Annotated in this window: 12 protein-coding genes and 1 pseudogene; 10 read left to right on the top strand and 3 right to left on the bottom strand. The window is 68.5% G+C overall.

What is annotated here, in order from left to right:
* Positions 1-44: 44 nt before the first annotated feature.
* Entirely contained in the window at positions 45-1,142 is a 1,098-nt protein-coding gene (zapE, locus tag ACX12L_RS12895) for a cell division protein ZapE (protein WP_459262956.1), read from the top strand.
* Positions 1,139-1,840 (top strand): hypothetical protein, encoded by a 702-nt coding sequence (locus ACX12L_RS12890; RefSeq protein ID WP_459262955.1) that lies wholly within the window; start codon positions 1,139-1,141, stop codon positions 1,838-1,840. The genes zapE and ACX12L_RS12890 overlap by 4 nt, the downstream gene beginning before the upstream one ends.
* A 12-nt stretch (positions 1,841-1,852) precedes the next feature.
* Here ACX12L_RS12890 and ACX12L_RS12885 read toward each other — a convergent pair whose 3' ends face one another.
* Complete coding sequence (locus tag ACX12L_RS12885) at positions 1,853-2,659, bottom strand: PP2C family protein-serine/threonine phosphatase (RefSeq protein ID WP_459262954.1); 807 nt, start codon at positions 2,657-2,659, stop codon at positions 1,853-1,855.
* Positions 2,660-2,787: 128 nt separating this feature from the next.
* Here ACX12L_RS12885 and ACX12L_RS12880 point away from each other — a divergent pair, with 128 nt between their 5' ends.
* Positions 2,788-4,854 carry an ATP-dependent DNA helicase gene (locus tag ACX12L_RS12880; RefSeq protein WP_459262953.1) on the top strand — a complete coding sequence of 689 codons (2,067 nt, stop codon included), beginning with the start codon at positions 2,788-2,790 and terminating at the stop codon, positions 4,852-4,854.
* Here the strand turns inward: ACX12L_RS12880 and ACX12L_RS12875 are convergent.
* On the bottom strand, positions 4,817-5,614 hold the full coding sequence (locus tag ACX12L_RS12875) for an outer membrane protein assembly factor BamD (RefSeq protein ID WP_459262952.1): 798 nt from the start codon (positions 5,612-5,614) through the stop codon (positions 4,817-4,819). The genes ACX12L_RS12880 and ACX12L_RS12875 overlap by 38 nt on opposite strands.
* Before the next feature lie 147 nt (positions 5,615-5,761).
* Here ACX12L_RS12875 and dnaE point away from each other — a divergent pair, with 147 nt between their 5' ends.
* The 4 genes and pseudogenes from dnaE (at position 5,762) to ACX12L_RS12855 (ending at position 12,633) form a co-directional block, all read left to right on the top strand.
* Positions 5,762-9,310: a DNA polymerase III subunit alpha gene (gene dnaE / locus ACX12L_RS12870; RefSeq protein ID WP_459262951.1), complete on the top strand. Its 3,549-nt coding sequence runs from the start codon at positions 5,762-5,764 to the stop codon at positions 9,308-9,310.
* Positions 9,311-9,378: 68 nt separating this feature from the next.
* Positions 9,379-9,732 carry an ATP-dependent Clp protease adapter ClpS gene (gene clpS, locus ACX12L_RS12865; protein ID WP_459262950.1) on the top strand — a complete coding sequence of 118 codons (354 nt, stop codon included), beginning with the start codon at positions 9,379-9,381 and terminating at the stop codon, positions 9,730-9,732.
* A gap of 59 nt (positions 9,733-9,791) precedes the next feature.
* Complete coding sequence (clpA, locus tag ACX12L_RS12860) at positions 9,792-12,140, top strand: ATP-dependent Clp protease ATP-binding subunit ClpA (RefSeq protein WP_459262949.1); 2,349 nt, start codon at positions 9,792-9,794, stop codon at positions 12,138-12,140.
* A 133-nt stretch (positions 12,141-12,273) separates the two neighbouring features.
* Positions 12,274-12,633 (top strand): annotated as a pseudogene (locus tag ACX12L_RS12855) (beta/alpha barrel domain-containing protein).
* A 73-nt stretch (positions 12,634-12,706) separates the two neighbouring features.
* Here ACX12L_RS12855 and ACX12L_RS12850 read toward each other — a convergent pair.
* Positions 12,707-13,627 (bottom strand): LysR family transcriptional regulator, encoded by a 921-nt coding sequence (locus ACX12L_RS12850; protein ID WP_459262948.1) that lies wholly within the window; start codon positions 13,625-13,627, stop codon positions 12,707-12,709.
* Positions 13,628-13,771: 144 nt separating this feature from the next.
* On the opposite strand from ACX12L_RS12850, the gene ACX12L_RS12845 reads away from it, so the two are divergent.
* From ACX12L_RS12845 to benD, 3 genes are read left to right on the top strand one after another with little or no spacing between them, the layout of a single operon-like run.
* Positions 13,772-14,947 (top strand): muconate/chloromuconate family cycloisomerase, encoded by a 1,176-nt coding sequence (locus tag ACX12L_RS12845; RefSeq protein WP_459262947.1) that lies wholly within the window; start codon positions 13,772-13,774, stop codon positions 14,945-14,947.
* A gap of 49 nt (positions 14,948-14,996) precedes the next feature.
* Positions 14,997-15,932 (top strand): catechol 1,2-dioxygenase, encoded by a 936-nt coding sequence (gene catA / locus ACX12L_RS12840; RefSeq protein ID WP_459262946.1) that lies wholly within the window; start codon positions 14,997-14,999, stop codon positions 15,930-15,932.
* A 25-nt stretch (positions 15,933-15,957) separates the two neighbouring features.
* On the top strand, positions 15,958-16,731 hold the full coding sequence (gene benD / locus ACX12L_RS12835; protein WP_094438647.1) for a benzoate diol dehydrogenase BenD: 774 nt from the start codon (positions 15,958-15,960) through the stop codon (positions 16,729-16,731).
* The last annotated feature ends 8 nt before the right edge of the window (positions 16,732-16,739 follow it).

The following is a 16,739-nucleotide window of genomic DNA, read 5'->3' as shown; positions in this document are numbered from 1 at the left end:
CCGATAAGCGCTGGCAGCTATTGTTTTGAAAGCAAGGAATACCGGTGAACGTCAGGCAGGCCTATGAGGCGGAACTCGCCGCCAAGGGTTTCAAGAGCGACCCCGCGCAGTTGCGCGCCGTGGATGCGCTCGAGCGCTGCGCGCAGGAGTGGAGCCAGTACAAAACCCGCCGCTCCAACGCGCTGAAGAAGCTCATCAACCACCCCGAAATACCCAAGGGCGTCTACATGTACGGCGGGGTGGGGCGCGGCAAGAGCTTTCTCATGGACTGCTTCTTCAACGCCGTGCCCCTGAAGCGCAAGGTGCGCCTGCACTTCCACGAATTCATGCGCGAGGTGCACCGCGAACTGGCCGGCCTGCAGGGCCAGCAGAACCCGCTGGACGCCCTGGGCGCGCGCATCGCCAAGCGCTACAAGCTCATCTGCTTCGATGAGTTCCACGTGGCGGACGTGACCGATGCCATGATCCTGCACCGCCTGCTGGTCGCGCTGTTCGACAACGGCGTGGGCTTCGTCACCACGTCCAACTTCAAGCCCGACGAGCTGTATCCGGACGGGCTGCACCGCGACCGCATCCTGCCCGCGATCGCGCTGCTCAACGAGCGCATGGAAGTGGTCAACGTGGACAACGGCACCGACTACCGCCGCCGCACGCTGGAGAACGCCAGGCTCTACCACTGCCCGCTGGGCCCCGAAGCCGACGCCGCGATGCAGGAGACCTTCGGCCTGCTGGCCGAGGTGCACGACGAAGACCCGGTGCTGCACATCGAGGCGCGCGAGATCCGCGCCCTGCGCCGTGCGGGCGGCGTGGTGTGGTTCGATTTCCGCGAACTGTGCATGGGCCCGCGCTCGCAGAACGACTACCTGGAGATCGCCACCCAGTTCCACACCGTGCTGCTGTCGGGCGTGCCCTATATGCCGGTCAACCTGGCCTCGCCGGCGCGGCGCTTCACCTGGCTCGTGGACGTGCTCTACGACCGGCGCGTCAAGCTCATCGTCTCGGCCGCCGTGCCGCCCGAGGAACTCTATACCGAAGGGCCGCTGGCGCACGAGTTTCCACGCACCGTCTCGCGCCTCAACGAAATGCAGTCCAAGGAATACCTGCAGCTCGAGCGGCGCGTGGTGGACACGGGGCTGACATGAGAACTTCGGATTTTTTGCCTGCCTTCATCCGGGTATTGCTCGTGCTGGGCGCCGCCGTGCTGGCGCCGGCCCAGGCTGCGCAGCCGGCCGCCGCCACCGCGGCGCAGGAGGAGGCCGCGCGCCAGGCACAGCTGCAAAGGCAGGCCCGGCGCGAGCAGATCCAGGCCGAGCGGCAGGCCGTCCAGGCGCAGCTGGGCAAGGACGAGGCCGCGTGCTACCAGGCGTTCGCGGTCAATGACTGCCTGCGCAAGGTGCGCGCCAAGGCGCGCGCGGCCGACAACGCGCTGCGCCAGCAAGAGCTGCAGATCGACGACGAGGAGCGCCGCGAGAAGGCCGATCAGCGCGTGCGCTCCATCGAGGAGCGGCGGCAGGAGCAGCATGAGAAGCTGCAGGCCGGCGAGAAGCCGGCTCCCCTGCGCGCCACCGAGCGCAACAATGCGCAGGCGCGCGAGCAGGAAGCACGCCAACGCGCCGAGCAGCAGCAGCGCCGCGCGGCCGAGCATGCGGCAGACCTGGAGCGGCGCAGGCAGGCCGGGCAGCAGCGCATCCCCGAATCGCGCGCCCGCTACGAGGCCAAGCAGCAACAGGCCCGCGAACGCCGCGAACGGCACGAGCGCGAAAAGGCGCAGGCGGCGGCCTCGGGCCGCAAGCCGCCGGCTCCGCTGCCTCCGCCGCCCGGCGATCAGGCCGCGCCTTGAAGCCCGTGGGTTTCACGCCTGGGGCGTGAGCTGCGCTGCTGGGCGCGGCAGCCGTTTTTCGTCGGCCAGCGCCTCGATCTTCACCACCAGCAGCGACAGGTTGTCGCCGCCCCCGCACGATCGCGTGCGCGCCTTGTCGATCAGGAATTCGCTGGCCTCGCGCGGGGTCAGCGAGTCCAGCACCGACGCCAGCTCGGCCGACGAGAAGTAGTGCCAGACGCCGTCGCTGCAGGCCAGCAGCGCATCGCCGGGCTGCAGCTGGGGGATCAGGTGCGCCGTGATGGGGGGATCGCTTTCCGCGCCCAGGCAGCCGATCAGGACATTGGAGTGGGGGTGGCTGCCGGCCTCGGCCTCGGTGAGTTCGCCGCGGTCCACCAGCGCCTGCACGTAGGAGTGGTCGCTGGTGCGAAAGAGCAGCCGCCCATGCTGGAAGTGGTAGATGCGCGAGTCGCCGGCATGCACCCAGTGGCAATCGCCGCGCGGGTTGATCACGAAGGCGGCGATCGTGCTGTGCGGCTCCTGCTCGGCCGAGATGGCCGTGAGACGGATCACGATATGCGCCTCCTGGACGATATGCTTGAGCAGTGCGGCCGCGTCATCCGTTTCGGGTGAATAGCGCTCGAAGAGCTGGCGAGCCGTGAGCATGACCTGGTCGGAGGCCTTGCGCCCGCCGCTGCGCCCGCCCATGCCATCGGCCACCACGCCGAGCACGCAGCCGTTGAAGCGGGGGTGCGGCAGCAGGGCGACCTGGTCTTGCTGGTAGGTACGGTCACCCTTGTGGATGCCGGTGGAGGCGCTGATGCGGAACGCTTTGGTCATGGGCAGAAGAAGGCGGGCAGACGCCTTGCGGCGTCTGGGCGGCAATGCGGTACCTATTATGATCAAGCAGCGCAGTATGAACCAACGCCCTCAAGACGCCACGCCCGCGCCGCTTCCTGTCTCTTCCCATGCAGCTCGATGACCAGGTGGCCCGGGCCTTCGCGCCGGAAGGCCCGCTGGCGCGCGTGCTGCCCCATTTCCACCCCCGCGCGGGCCAGACGGACATGGCCCTGGCGGTGGCGGACGCCATCGGTGCCTCCGCGCGGCTGGTGGTGGAGGCGGGGACCGGCGTGGGCAAGACCTTCGCGTACCTGGTGCCGGCCCTCTTGAGCGGCCGGCAGGTGCTGGTCTCCACCGCCACCAAGGCGCTGCAGGACCAGCTCTTCGGCCGTGACCTGCCGCTGCTGCAGCGCGCCCTGGCGCTGCCCCTGCGCCCGGCCCTGCTCAAGGGGCGGTCCAGCTATCTGTGCCGCCATCGCCTGGAGCTGGCCCGCCAGGACGAGAGGGTGGGCGATGCCGGTCTGGCGCGGGACCTCGGCCGCATCGAGCGGTGGGCGCAGGACACGCCCACCGGCGACTTGGCGCAGCTGCCGGACCTTGACGAGCGCTCGGCCGCCGTGGCCCTGGTCACCTCCACGCGGGACAATTGCCTGGGCGCGGACTGCCCGCGCTTCCAGCAGTGCCACGTCTACCAGGCGCGCCGCGACGCGCTGGCGGCCGACGTGGTGGTCATCAACCACCATCTTTTCTTTGCCGACCTGGCCGTGCGCGAATCGGGCGTGGCCCGGCTGCTGCCCAGCACAGGCGTGGTGATCTTCGACGAGGCCCACCAGCTGGCCGAGACGGCGGCGCAATTCCTGGGCGCGCAGCTCGGCACCGGCCAGCTGCTGGACCTGGGCCAGGACCTGCGGGCAGCAGGCCTGCGCTGGGCGCGCGGCCTGGCGGACTGGCAGGGCCTGCATGACGGGCTGCGCCAGGCGGTGCGCGCGCTGCGTCTGCTGGCCGCTGGCGGCGACCCGGACGACCATGGGGCCGCCCGCGTGCCCTGGACGGGGCCGGCGCCCGACGGCGTGGACCCCGTGCAATGGGCGGATGCGCTGCATGCCGTGGTGGCCGCGCTGCGCACCGCCCTGGCGGCCCTGGACGGCCTGGCGGGGCTGGCCCCCGACCTGCGGCACCTGCACCAGCGCACCGTTGCGCTCTTGGAGCGCCTGGCGCATTTTTCCGCCGTGGGCGATGGGGGCTGGGTGCGCTGGCTGGAGGTGGCGGGCGCGCCGCGCATGTCGGAGTCGCCGCTGGACGTGGCGCCGGCCCTGCATGCGCTGTGGCACGGCGCGCCCGCGCCGCAGGGCGCCTGGGACGAGGAGGGGGGCGCGGCGCAGGCGGCGGATGCCCGCTCCTGGGTGTTCACCTCCGCCACGCTGGGCGACGATGCCGGCCTGCGCTGGTTCACCGAGTCCTGCGGTCTGCAGGACGCCCGCATCCTGCGCGTCCCCAGCCCGTTCGACTACGCGCGCCAGGCCGCGCTCTACGTGCCGGAGCAATTGCCGCTGCCCACCGATCCCGCCCACAGCGCGCAGCTGGCGCATTGGGTCGGCGATGCCGTGGCGCGCCTGGGCGGGCGCACGCTGGTGCTGACCACCAGCCTGCGGGCGCTGCAGGTGGTGGCCGCCGTGCTGCAGCAGCGTTTCGCACCCGGCGGCGGCATAGAGGTGCTGGTGCAGGGCCAGGCGCCCAAGCGGCAGATCATGGAGCGCTTTCGCATGCAGGCCCATGCAGGCGGCCGTCCCGCAGGCCGGGTGCTGGTGGGCTCGGCCACCTTCTGGGAGGGCTTCGACGTGCCCGGCGATGCGCTGCAGCTGCTGGTGATCGACAAGCTGCCCTTCCCATCGCCGGGCGACCCGCTGGTGCGGGCGCGCAGCGAGCGGCTTGCGCGGGAAGGGCGCAGCGCGTTTCGCGAACTCGCCCTGCCGGCGGCCGCGGTGGCGCTCAAGCAGGGCGCGGGGCGTCTGATACGGCGCGAGAGCGACCGCGGAGTGCTGGTCGTGGCCGACGCGCGCCTCGTGCGCAAGGGCTACGGCAAGCGCCTGATGCGGGCCTTGCCCGCGATGCGCCGCCTTGCGTCGCAGGAGGAGTTCGACGCGGCGCTGGACGCGCTCACCAGAACTTCCACCACGGATTGTCCTTGGCCTTGAAGCCGGTGCTCAGCAGGCTGCTGTTCGGGTAGGAGGCCTGCAGCACGCGCTGCGCGTCGTCGCGCAGCTGCGTCATGCCCAGCGCGTCGTAGGAACGCACCAGGATGTACAGCGCCTCCTCGGTGGCGGGCACGTCCTTGTAGTCGGTGATCGCGCTTTGCGCGCGGCTGATGGCCGCCACGTAGGCGCCGCGCTGGTAGTAGTAGCGGGCCACGTGCACCTCGTACTGCGCCAGCGAGTTGACGATGTAGGTCATGCGCAGGCGCGCGTCGGGCGTGTAGCGCGACTCGGGAAAGCGCGCCACCAGCTCGCGGAAGGACTCGAAGGAGTCCTTGGCGGCCTTCTGGTCGCGCTCGGACAGGTCCTGGCGGGAGACCCAGGAAAACAGGCCCAGGTTCTCGTTGAAGTTCACCAGGCCCTTGAGGTACAGCGCGTAGTCGAGCGCGGGGCTCGCCGGGTGCAGCTTCATGAAGCGGTCCAGCGTGGCGATGGCCTGGGCTTTCTCGCCGCCCTTGTACTGGGCGTAGGCCTTTTCCAGCTGGGCCTGCTGGGCCAGCGGCGTGCCGGCGGCGCGGCCTTCGAGCTTTTCCAGCAGCGGCACGGCCTTGTCGTAGGCGCCGCCGTTGAGCTCGTCGCGCGCCTCGGCATAGATCTTGTCGGTGCTCCAGCCGGCGGTCTTGTCCTCGGAGCTGCTGGCGCAGGCGGCCAGCAGGCCGGCAGCCAGCAATGCGGAGATCAGAGACAGGGAAAAACGCGGCATGGCGAAAGCTCTCGGGCAAGAAGTGAAAGACTGCTGGCGGCCGGCCGGCCTGCGGGGCCGGCCCAAGCCGCGACGCGACATTGTATGTAAGCAGGCGGGCCCACCGACTGCCGGATGGGGCCAAGCCCGCATTCCTACAATGCCGGGATGTTTGTTCACCTGCGCCTGCACACCGAATTTTCCGTCGTGGACGGAACCACCCGCATCGACGAGGCCGTCAAATCCGCCGCCAGGGATGGCCAGCCCGCGCTGGCCATCACCGATCTGAACAACCTCTTCGGGGCGGTCAAGTTCTACAAGGAAGGGCGGGGCAAGGGGGTCAAGCCCATCGTGGGCGCGGAGGTCTGCCTGGAGGGCGACGCGGGCGCGCCGCCCTCGCGCATGCTGCTGCTGGCGCAGAGCCGCCAGGGCTACCTCAACCTGTCCGAATTGCTGACGCGCGCCTGGACGCGCAACGTCGTCAAGAACCTGCCGCTGTGCACCTGGGACTGGCTCGCAGAGCTCAACCAGGGCCTGATCGCGCTGGCAGGCGCGCAGGCGGGGCCGGTGGGGCAGGCCCTCATGAAGGGCGACGACGAAGGCGCCGCGGCCGTGGCCTTGCGGCTCGCGGGCATCTTTCCGCACCGCTTTTACGTCGAGATACAGCGCGCCGGCCGCGCCGACGACGAGGCCCACGTCACCACGGCCGTCCAGCTTGCTGCCCGGCTGCAGCTGCCGGTGGTGGCCACGCATCCCGTGCAGTTCGTCACGGCCGATGGCTACGAGGCGCACGAGGCGCGCGTGTGCATCGCCGAGGGCGAGATCCTGGCCAACCAGCGGCGCGTGCGCCGCTTCACCCGGGAGCAGTATTTCAAGAGCGGCGCCGAGATGCAGGCGCTGTTCGCCGACGTGCCCTCGGCCATCGCCAACACGCTGGAGATCGCCAAGCGCTGCAACCTCACGCTGGTGCTGGGCAAGCCGCAGCTGCCGGACTTTCCCACGCCGGGCGGCATGCCGATCGAGGAATACTTCCGGGTCGCCTCCTACGACGGGCTCAAGGAGCGGCTGCTGCACCTGTTCCCCAATGAGGCCGAGCGCGAAAAACAGCGCCCGCGCTACGAGGAGCGCCTGGAGTTCGAGCTCGGCACCATTCTCAAGATGGGTTTCCCGGGCTACTTCCTCATCGTGGGCGACTTCATCCAGTGGGCCAAGAACAACGGCTGCCCCGTGGGGCCGGGCCGGGGCTCGGGCGCGGGCTCGCTCGTGGCCTACGCGCTCAAGATCACCGACCTGGACCCGCTGCAGTACAACCTGCTGTTCGAGCGCTTCCTGAACCCCGAGCGGGTGTCCATGCCCGACTTCGACATTGACTTCTGCCAGGCCAACCGCGACCGCGTGATCGACTACGTGAAGGAGAAGTACGGCAAGGACGCGGTGAGCCAGATCGCCACCTTCGGCACCATGGCCGCCAAGGCCGCCATCCGCGACGTGGGGCGCGTGATGGACATGAGCTACACCTTCTGCGACGGCATCTCGAAACTGGTGCCCGGCAAGCCCGGCCAGACCTACACCCTGGCCTACCCGCCCGAGCCGAAGAAGGAGGGCGACAAGAACAACTACGCGCTGGAGCTCGAGCCCATGCTCTACGAGCGCGTGCGCAAGGAGGAGGACGTGCGCACCATCATCGAGATGGCGCAGCAGCTCGAGGGCATGACGCGCAACATCGGCATGCACGCGGGCGGCGTGCTGATCGCGCCGGGCAAGCTGACGGACTTCTGCCCGCTGTACCAGCAGCCCGGCAGCGAATCGGCCGTGAGCCAGTACGACAAGGACGACGTGGAGGCCATCGGCCTGGTGAAGTTCGACTTCCTGGGCCTGGCCACGCTCACCATCCTGGAGATCGCGCGCGACTTCATCCGCGCGCGCAACAAGGGCCAGGAGGGCTTCGCGTTCGAGAACGTGCCGCTGGACGACGCCGCCACCTACAGGCTGTTTTCCGACGGCAAGACCGAGGCCGTGTTCCAGTTTGAAAGCCGGGGCATGCAGGGCATGCTCAAGGAAGCCCGCCCCAGCCGCCTGGAGGACCTGATCGCCCTGAACGCGCTGTACCGCCCGGGGCCGATGGACCTGATCCCGAGCTTCGTGAACCGCAAGCACGGCAAGGAGGTGGTGGAGTACCCGCACCCGCTGGTGGAGCCCGTGCTGGCCGAGACCTACGGCATCATGGTCTACCAGGAGCAGGTGATGCAGACCGCGCAGGTGCTGGGCGGCTACAGCCTGGGCGGCGCCGACATGCTGCGCCGCGCCATGGGCAAGAAGAAGGCTGAGGAGATGGCCGAGCACCGCGCCATCTTCCGCAAGGGCGCGGCCGAGAAGGGCATCGGCCAGGACAAGGCCGACGAAGTCTTCGACCTGATGGAGAAGTTCGCGGGCTACGGCTTCAACAAGTCGCACGCCGCCGCCTACTCGCTGCTGGCCTACCACACGGGCTGGCTCAAGGTGCACTACACGGCGGAGTTCTACTGCGCGAACATGACCGTGGAAATGGACGACACCGACAAGCTCAAGGTGCTCTACGAGGATGCGGTCAAGCAGTTCGGCATCACCTTCGAGCCGCCGGACATCAACCGCGGCAACTACCGTTTTGAACCCGTGACCGACAAGGTCATCCGCTACGGCCTGGGCGCCATCAAGGGCACGGGCCAGCAGGCCATCGAGGCCATCATCGCCGCCCGCGAGGGCCGGGGCGAGGGGCCGCGCGGGGGCGATCGCGGTCCCTTCAAGAGCCTGTTCGATTTCTGCGTGCGCGTGGACCGCACGCGCCTCAACAAGCGGACGGTGGAGGCGCTCATCAAGGCAGGCGCCTTCGATGCCCTGCATCTGGACCGTGCGGCGCTCGTGGCATCGATCGACCGGGCGTTCGACTTCGCAAGCGCGCAGCTGGCCAACGTCAACCAGGGCGGGCTGTTCGACATGATGGGCGACGACGCCATAGGCTCCAGCACCCAGGAGCCGGAGCTGGCCGAGGCCACGCCCTGGGGCATCAAGGAGCGCCTGATGCAGGAGAAGACGGCGGTGGGCTTCTACCTGTCGGGCCATTTGTTCGACGAGGTGCAGCAGGAGGTGCGCCGCTTCGTGCGCACGCCCATCGCCGAACTGGCCGACAGCCGCGAGACCCAGGTGCTGGCCGGCATCGTGGGCGACTGCCGCGTGATCAGCGGGCAGCGCGGCAAGCTGGCGCTGTTCAAGCTCGACGACAAGTCGGGCGTGATCGAGGCCTCGGCCGACGAAGGGGTGATCGCCGCCAGCGCCGGTGCGCTCAAGGACGACGAGTTCGTGGTCGTGAGCGGCCGGCTGCAGTTCGACCACTTCAGCGGCGGGCTGCGCGTGAAGGTGCAGCAGGTCTGGGATCTGGCCGGGGCGCGGGCGCGTTTTGGCCGCTACCTGCTGGTCGGCCCCCGGGACGGTGCCAGGCCCGACGTGGTTTCGATCGTGCGGGAATTTCCCCCGCGCCGTGAGGAAACGGAGCATGGCGAGATCCTGGCCCATGGCCTGCGCGTGCGCATGGGCGTGCGCTGCCAGGCCGATGCGGGAGCGGCCGTCGCCGAGCTGCAGCTCGGCGAGGCCAGCCGATTCTTCCCGAGCGATGCCGCCCTGGCCGCCTGGGGCGCGCAGGCGGGCAGCGACAACGTGAGCGTGGTGTACGAAAACGCTTGAAAAAGACGGCTGCGGCACCAGTTACAAGCACCTGCTGCAGCCAGGCCCAGCGGACTAGAATGAAACACATGGCAACCAGACCCCCTACGCCCGCGCCGGCGCCACGCCTTCCCTCCGGGGACGAGGGCGGCTCGGTCGTGCTCGAGCGGCGGACCCAGAAAACCAAGCCGCCCCAGATGTACCAGGTGGTGATGCTCAACGACGACTACACGCCCATGGAGTTCGTGGTCGTCGTGCTGCAGGAGTTCTTCAACAAGGACCGCGAGGCGGCCACGCAGATCATGCTGAAGATCCACCTGGACGGAAAAGGCGTCTGCGGCGTCTACACGCGCGACGTGGCGGCCACCAAGGTCGAGCAGGTCCTCGACGCGGCGCACCAGGCCGGACATCCGCTGCAATGCGTGAGTGAGCCTGTTGAATAAATGGCCTTTGCCCCCGATCTAAAGTCATCTTTCACACGCAAGCACATAGGAGTTCTCACATGATTGCCCAGGAACTGGAAGTCAGCTTGCACATGGCCTTCGTCGAGGCCCGTCAGCAGCGCCACGAGTTCATCACCGTGGAACACCTGCTGCTTGCATTGCTCGATAACCCCAGCGCAGCCGAGGTGCTGCGCGCATGCGCGGCCAACATCGACGACCTGCGCTCTTCGCTGACCAATTTCATCAAGGACAACACGCCCCAGGTGGCGGGCACCGACGAGGTGGATACCCAGCCCACGCTGGGCTTCCAGCGCGTGATCCAGCGCGCCATCATGCACGTGCAGTCCACCGGCAACGGCAAGAAGGAAGTCACGGGCGCCAACGTGCTCGTGGCCATCTTCGGCGAGAAGGACTCGCACGCCGTCTACTACCTGCACCAGCAGGGCGTGACGCGCCTGGACGTGGTGAACTACATCGCCCACGGCATCAAGAAGGGCGAGCCGCCCGAGCCCGCCAAGCCCGAGGGCCAGGCCGAGGCCGAGGACGGCGCCCAGGGCGAGCGCAGCGAGAAGGCCTCGCCGCTGGAGCAGTACACCCTGAACCTCAACCAGGCGGCCAGGGACGGCAAGATCGACCCGCTGATCGGCCGCGACTACGAGGTCGAGCGCACCATCCAGATCCTGTGCCGCCGGCGCAAGAACAACCCGCTGCTCGTGGGCGAGGCCGGCGTGGGCAAGACCGCCATCGCCGAGGGCCTGGCCTGGCGCATCACGCAGAACGACGTGCCCGAGATCCTGGCCGAGGCCACGGTGTACTCGCTCGACATGGGCGCGCTGCTGGCGGGCACCAAGTACCGCGGCGATTTCGAGCAGCGCCTCAAGGGCGTGCTCAAGAGCCTCAAGGACAAGCCCAACGCCATCCTGTTCATCGACGAGATCCACACGCTGATCGGCGCGGGTGCGGCCTCGGGCGGCACGCTGGACGCCTCCAACCTGCTCAAGCCCGCGCTCAGCTCGGGTGCGCTCAAGTGCATCGGCGCGACCACCTTCACCGAATACCGCGGCATCTTCGAGAAGGACGCGGCGCTGTCGCGGCGCTTCCAGAAGGTGGACGTGGTCGAGCCCACGGTGGCCGAGACGGTGGACATCCTCAAGGGCCTCAAGAGCCGCTTCGAGGAGCACCACAGCGTCAAGTACGCCGCCGCAGCCCTGCAGGCCGCGGCCGAGCTGAGCGCCAAGTACATCAACGACCGCCACCTGCCCGACAAGGCCATCGACGTGATCGACGAGGCCGGCGCGGCGCAGCGCATCCTCACGCCGTCCAAGCGCAAGAAGACCATCGGCAAGAGCGAGATCGAGGAGATCGTCGCGAAGATCGCGCGCATTCCTCCCGCCAACGTCAGCAACGACGACCGCGGCAAGCTGCAGACGCTGGAGCGCGACCTCAAGAGCGTGGTGTTCGGCCAGGACAAGGCGCTGGAGGTGCTGGCCTCGGCCGTCAAGATGGCGCGCTCGGGCCTGGGCAAGGGCGACAAGCCGATCGGCTCGTTCCTGTTCAGCGGCCCCACGGGCGTGGGCAAGACCGAGGCGGCCAAGCAGCTCGCCTACATCATGGGCGTGGACCTGATCCGCTTCGACATGTCGGAGTACATGGAGCGCCACGCCGTGAGCCGCCTGATCGGCGCGCCCCCGGGCTACGTGGGCTTCGACCAGGGGGGGCTGCTGACCGAGGCCGTCACCAAGAAACCGCACGCCGTGCTGCTGCTCGACGAGATCGAGAAGGCGCACCCGGACATCTTCAACGTGCTGCTGCAGGTCATGGACCACGGCACGCTGACGGACAACAACGGGCGCAAGGCCGACTTCCGCAACGTCATCATCATCATGACGACGAACGCAGGCGCCGAGACCATGAACAAGGCCACCATCGGCTTCACGACGCAGCGCCAGGCGGGCGACGAGATGGGCGACATCAAGCGCCTGTTCACACCCGAGTTCCGCAACCGCCTGGACGCCATCGTGAGCTTCAAGCCGCTCGACGAGCAGATCATCCTGCGCGTGGTGGACAAGTTCCTGCTGCAGCTGGAGCAGCAGTTGGCCGAGAAGAAGGTGGAGGTCACCTTCACCGACCAGCTGCGCAAGTACCTGGCCAAGAAGGGATTCGATCCGCTCATGGGCGCGCGCCCCATGCAGCGCCTGATCCAGGACACGATCCGCAAGGCGCTGGCCGACGAGCTGCTGTTCGGCCGCCTGACCGAAGGCGGGCGCCTGACCGTGGATATCGAGCACAAGACGGACGAGCAGGGCGTGGAGAGTTCCGAGGTGCTGCTGGACATCCAGCCGCTGCCCAAGAAGGACCGTGGTCCCAGGTCGGAGCCGGCCGAGCCCGAGGAAGCCACGGCGGACTGAACGCCCGGCATTCGTCCCTTCCATGGAAATCCGCAGCCAGGGCTGCGGATTTTTTTAGGTGCTTTCGCGCACGATGAGCTCGTAGGTGCGCAGCAGCAATTCCTCCTCGGAGCTGTCGTAGTGGGTCACGCCGATGATCCCGGTCATCGTGCTGCACGATGTGCGCCACGCCGTGCCGCTGGCGCGCGCTGGTGGCCGGCGGCATACGAATGCTGGAGGTCACGCTGCGTACCCCCGAGGCGCTCGACTGCATGCGCGCCATCGCTGCCGAGGTGCCCGATGCCGAGGCCGCCGCGCGCGGGTGCACGCTTTGCCGTAAGGATGTTCTGCCCCACGGGCGGCGTGGCGCCGGGCAACGCGGCGCAATTCCTGGCGCTGCCCAACGTGGCCTGCGTGGGGGGGCTCATGGCTCGTGCCGGGCGACGCGCTGGCGCAGGGCGACTGGGCGCGCATCACGCAACTGGCGCGCGAGGCGGCGGCGTTGCGGGTTTAGATGAAATAGGGCTGCAGCGCTTATTTGGAGAGCGCTGGTAGCTATGAAATGAGAAGCAAGCGCCAAGCCTTCGTCAGATCTCCAGCGATCCCAGATGTGAGATGAAGGGCGGGTTCTGGGCATACATCTCGGCGATCAGCTGCTTGACGGCCGCGATGTACCAGGAATCGTCGTTGAGCCGGTGGCTGAGGATGATGGGCGACGTGGCCCGCGCGTCGTCGATGAGCCGGTAGACCAGATCCGTGCGCAGCCGTGCGGCGGTGGGCACGATGCACACGCCCATCTCGGCGGCGACCAGGCCGAGCGCGGCCTGCAGTTCGCGCACCTCGTGGACTTCGGCGGGCTGGATGCCCTGGTCGTGCAGCAGGCCGAGGACATGGTCCGCGTAGCTCGGGCGCGGCTCCTTGGGATAGACGATCAGGCGCTGGTCCGCCACCGCCTGCAGGTCGATGCGGCGGTTGTCGGCCGCCAGCGGCGAGGTGGGTGCCATGGCCAGCACCAGCCGCTCCTCGCTCAGCACCGTGCGCGACACGGAGCTGTCGTTGGTTCGCAGGCGCCCGAAGCCCAGGTCGATGCGGCCGGATTTCAGTTCATGGATCTGCTGGATCGAGCCGAGCTCGACGAGGTGGATGTCAGTATGCGGATAGCGCTGGCGCAGCATGCGCACCATCACCGGCAACCCGCCGTACAAGGTGGAGGCGACATACCCGACCGAGATCGACTGCCGCTGATTGCTCCCCACCTGCCGGGCGGCGTTCTTCATCTGCTCCACCCGGTGCAGCACCTGCAGGGCCTGCTCGTACACCACCCGCCCAGCCTCCGTCAGGCGCACCGGGCGGCTGTTGCGCTGGATGAGCTGCACGCCCAACTCATCTTCCAACTGCTGGATCTGGCGGCTCAGCGGCGGCTGCGCGATGTGCATCTGCTCGGCGGCGCGGGTGAAGTTCCGGGTCGTGGCCACGGCCACGAAGTAACGCATCTGGCGCAGATCCATCAGGGAAAACCATATGACGTGGGAATTTATGGATTCTAAGTCTTTGTTTTTCAATATTTAATCTGTACTCAATACCTATTGGGTATTGATTCAGACCAATTTGGTGTTGGATCGTACCGGGGGCGGCGTCGTCCAATGCGGGCCATGCAAAAACCCCTTCGCCCACAGCACCCCACCGGCGCCGTCGCCATAGACCAGGTGGAGACCCTGCTGCTCGACCTGCCGACGATCCGCCCGCACAAACTGTCCATGGCGACCATGAACGGCCAGACGCTGATGCTGGTGCGCGTGCGCTGCTCGGACGGCACGGTGGGCATCGGCGAGGGCACGACCATCGGCGGCCTGGCCTACGGCGCCGAGTCGCCCGAGGGCATGAAGCTGGCCATCGACACCTATTTCGCGCCGCAGATGGTGGGCGCGGACGCCAACCGCGTGCCCGCGCTGATGGCGCGCCTGAACCAGGCCATCCGCGACAACCGCTTCGCCAAGTGCGCCGTCGAGACCGCGCTGTACGACGCGCTCGGCCACCGCACGGGCCTGCCCGTCTCCGAGCTGCTGGGCGGCCGGCTGCGCGAGCGCCTGCCCGTGGCGTGGACGCTGGCCTCCGGCGACACGGGGCGCGACATCGAGGAGGCGCAGCGCATGCTGGAGACGCGCCGCCACCAGATCTTCAAGCTCAAGATCGGCCGCAAGCCGGTGCGCGACGACGTGGCGCACGTGGCCGCCATCAAGAAGGCGCTGGGCGACCTGGCCTCGGTGCGGGTGGACGTGAACATGGCGTGGAGCGAACTGCAGGCGCACCACGGCCTGGCCGGCCTGGTGGATGCAGGCTGCGAACTGGCCGAGCAGCCGGTGGCAAGCGCCGACGTGCTGGCGCGCCTCAAGGGCCGCTATCCGATCGCGGTCATGGCCGACGAATCGCTGACGGGCCCGGCCAGCGCCTTCGGGCTGGCGCAGATGGCGGGCGCGGATGTGTTCGCGATCAAGACCGAGCAGTCCGGCGGCCTGCGCGCGGCGCAGCAGGTGGCGGCCATCGCCGATGCGGCGCACATCGAGCTGTATGGCGGCACCATGCTGGAGGGTGCGGTCGGCACGATTGCCTCGGCGCACGTGTTCTCCACCTTCCGCGAGCTGCAGTGGGGCACCGAGCTGTTCGGCCCGCTGCTGCTGACCGAGGAGATCCTGGCCACGCCGCTCGAATACAAGGATTTCCACCTGACGGTGCCGGCGGCGCCGGGGCTGGGCATCGCGCTGGACGAGGACCGCGTGCGGCACTTCCGCCGCGACGGCCGGCGCGTCACCGTCGGGCCCGCGGCCTGATGCCGATTCCAAGAACTTTCCACGAACCCAGTACGAAAAGGAGACCGCGATGAGCGTCCACATCTTCAACACCCAGGAAGTCCAGGACTTCCTGCGCCTGGCCAGCGGCCTGAACCAGGAAGGCGGCAACCCGCGCGCCAAGCAGATCATCCACCGCATCCTGTCGGATCTGTACAAGGCCATCGAGGACCTGGACATCACGTCCGACGAATACTGGGCCGGCATCGCCTACCTGAACCAGCTCGGCGCGCGCGGCGAGGCGGGGCTGCTGTCGCCCGGGCTGGGCCTGGACCGGTATTTCGACATGCGAATGGACGCCGAGGACGCCGCGCTGGGCGTGGCCAATGGCACGCCGCGCACCATCGAAGGGCCGCTGTACGTGGCGGGCGCGCCCGTGGCACAGGGCTTCGCGCGGCTGGACGACGGCAGCGACACGGCCGGCCACGCGCTCGTCATGCACGGCACCATCTACGGTGCTGATGGCCAGCCCTTGCCCGGCGCCCAGGTGGAGGTCTGGCATGCCAACACCAAGGGCTTCTATTCCCACTTCGATCCCACGGGCGAGCAGAAGCCCTTCAACATGCGCCGCACCATCATCACGGATGCGCAGGGCCGCTACCGCTTCCAGAGCATCGTGCCCATGGGCTACGGCTGCCCGCCGGACGGCCCCACGCAGCTCCTGCTGAACCAGCTCGGCCGCCACGGCAACCGCCCGGCGCACATCCACTTCTTCGTCACGGCCCCCGGCCACCGCAAGCTGACCACGCAGATCAACATCGACGGCGATCCGCTGGTGTACGACGACTTCGCCTACGCCACGCGCGAGGGCCTGGTGCCGCCGCTGGTCGAGCGCACCGACGCGGCCAGCATCCAGGCCAACGGCCTCGAAGGCCCGTTCGCGGAGATCGTGTTCGACATGAAGCTCAGCGCGCTGGTGAACGGCGTCGACAACCAGATCGTCGACCGCCCGCGCCTGGCGGCCTGATCCCTTGCATGCAAAGGAAACCCGCATGAACCAGCGATTCGAAGGCAAGACGATGGTTGTCACCGGTGCCGCCCAGGGCATCGGCCGGGGCGTCGCGCTGCGCGCCGTGGCCGAAGGGGGCAGGGTGCTGTTCGTCGACCGCGCCGACTTCGTCGCCGAAGTGGCCGCCGAGGCCGGGAGCGAGCGCGCGGCCGGCTTCATCGCCGACCTCGAAACCTATGAGGGCGCCCGATCGGCGATGGCGTTCGCCGCGGAGGCTTTCGGCGGCATCGACATCCTGGTCAATGGCGTCGGCGGTGCGATCCGCATGCGTCCGTTCGCCGAATTCGAGCCGCAGCAGATCGATGCGGAAATCCGCCGGTCGCTGATGCCCACCCTGTACGCCTGCCACGCGGTGCTGCCGCACCTGCTGCGGCGCGGCGGGGGCACCATCGTCAATGTCTCGTCGAACGCCACGCGCGGCATCCGCCGCGGGCCGTATTCGGCGGCCAAGGGCGGCGTCAACGCGTTCACGCAGTCGCTGGCGATGGAGTACGCCGAGCACAACATCCGCGTCGTCGCGACCGCGCCGGGCGGCACCACTGCGCCGCCGCGCCGGATTCCGCGCAACGCCGCAGGCGATAGCGCGCAGGAACAGGCATGGATGCGCGAAGCGGTGCAGCAGGTCACCGAATCGACCTTCTTCAAGCGCTACGGCAGCATCGACGAGCAGGTCGGGCCGATCCTGTTCCTGGCCTCGGATGAGGCGGCCTACATCACCGGCTCCGTGCTGCCGGTCGCAGGCGGAGACCTGGGGTGACCGGGGGA

The sequence above is a fragment of the Alicycliphilus sp. T452 genome (assembly GCF_054512775.1).
The sequence above is the reverse complement of the archived record's forward strand: the minus strand, read 5'-3'. Positions and strand labels throughout refer to the sequence as shown.

Coding starts and splice junctions, on each gene's coding strand:
- ACX12L_RS12890 (WP_459262955.1), top strand. CDS start 1,139: ATGAGAACTTCGGATTTTTTGCCTGCCTTCATCCGGGTATTGCTCGTG.
- ACX12L_RS12885 (WP_459262954.1), bottom strand. CDS start 2,659: ATGACCAAAGCGTTCCGCATCAGCGCCTCCACCGGCATCCACAAGGGT.
- ACX12L_RS12880 (WP_459262953.1), top strand. CDS start 2,788: ATGCAGCTCGATGACCAGGTGGCCCGGGCCTTCGCGCCGGAAGGCCCG.
- ACX12L_RS12875 (WP_459262952.1), bottom strand. CDS start 5,614: ATGCCGCGTTTTTCCCTGTCTCTGATCTCCGCATTGCTGGCTGCCGGC.
- dnaE (WP_459262951.1), top strand. CDS start 5,762: ATGTTTGTTCACCTGCGCCTGCACACCGAATTTTCCGTCGTGGACGGA.
- clpS (WP_459262950.1), top strand. CDS start 9,379: ATGGCAACCAGACCCCCTACGCCCGCGCCGGCGCCACGCCTTCCCTCC.
- clpA (WP_459262949.1), top strand. CDS start 9,792: ATGATTGCCCAGGAACTGGAAGTCAGCTTGCACATGGCCTTCGTCGAG.
- ACX12L_RS12850 (WP_459262948.1), bottom strand. CDS start 13,627: ATGGATCTGCGCCAGATGCGTTACTTCGTGGCCGTGGCCACGACCCGG.
- ACX12L_RS12845 (WP_459262947.1), top strand. CDS start 13,772: ATGCAAAAACCCCTTCGCCCACAGCACCCCACCGGCGCCGTCGCCATA.
- catA (WP_459262946.1), top strand. CDS start 14,997: ATGAGCGTCCACATCTTCAACACCCAGGAAGTCCAGGACTTCCTGCGC.
- benD (WP_094438647.1), top strand. CDS start 15,958: ATGAACCAGCGATTCGAAGGCAAGACGATGGTTGTCACCGGTGCCGCC.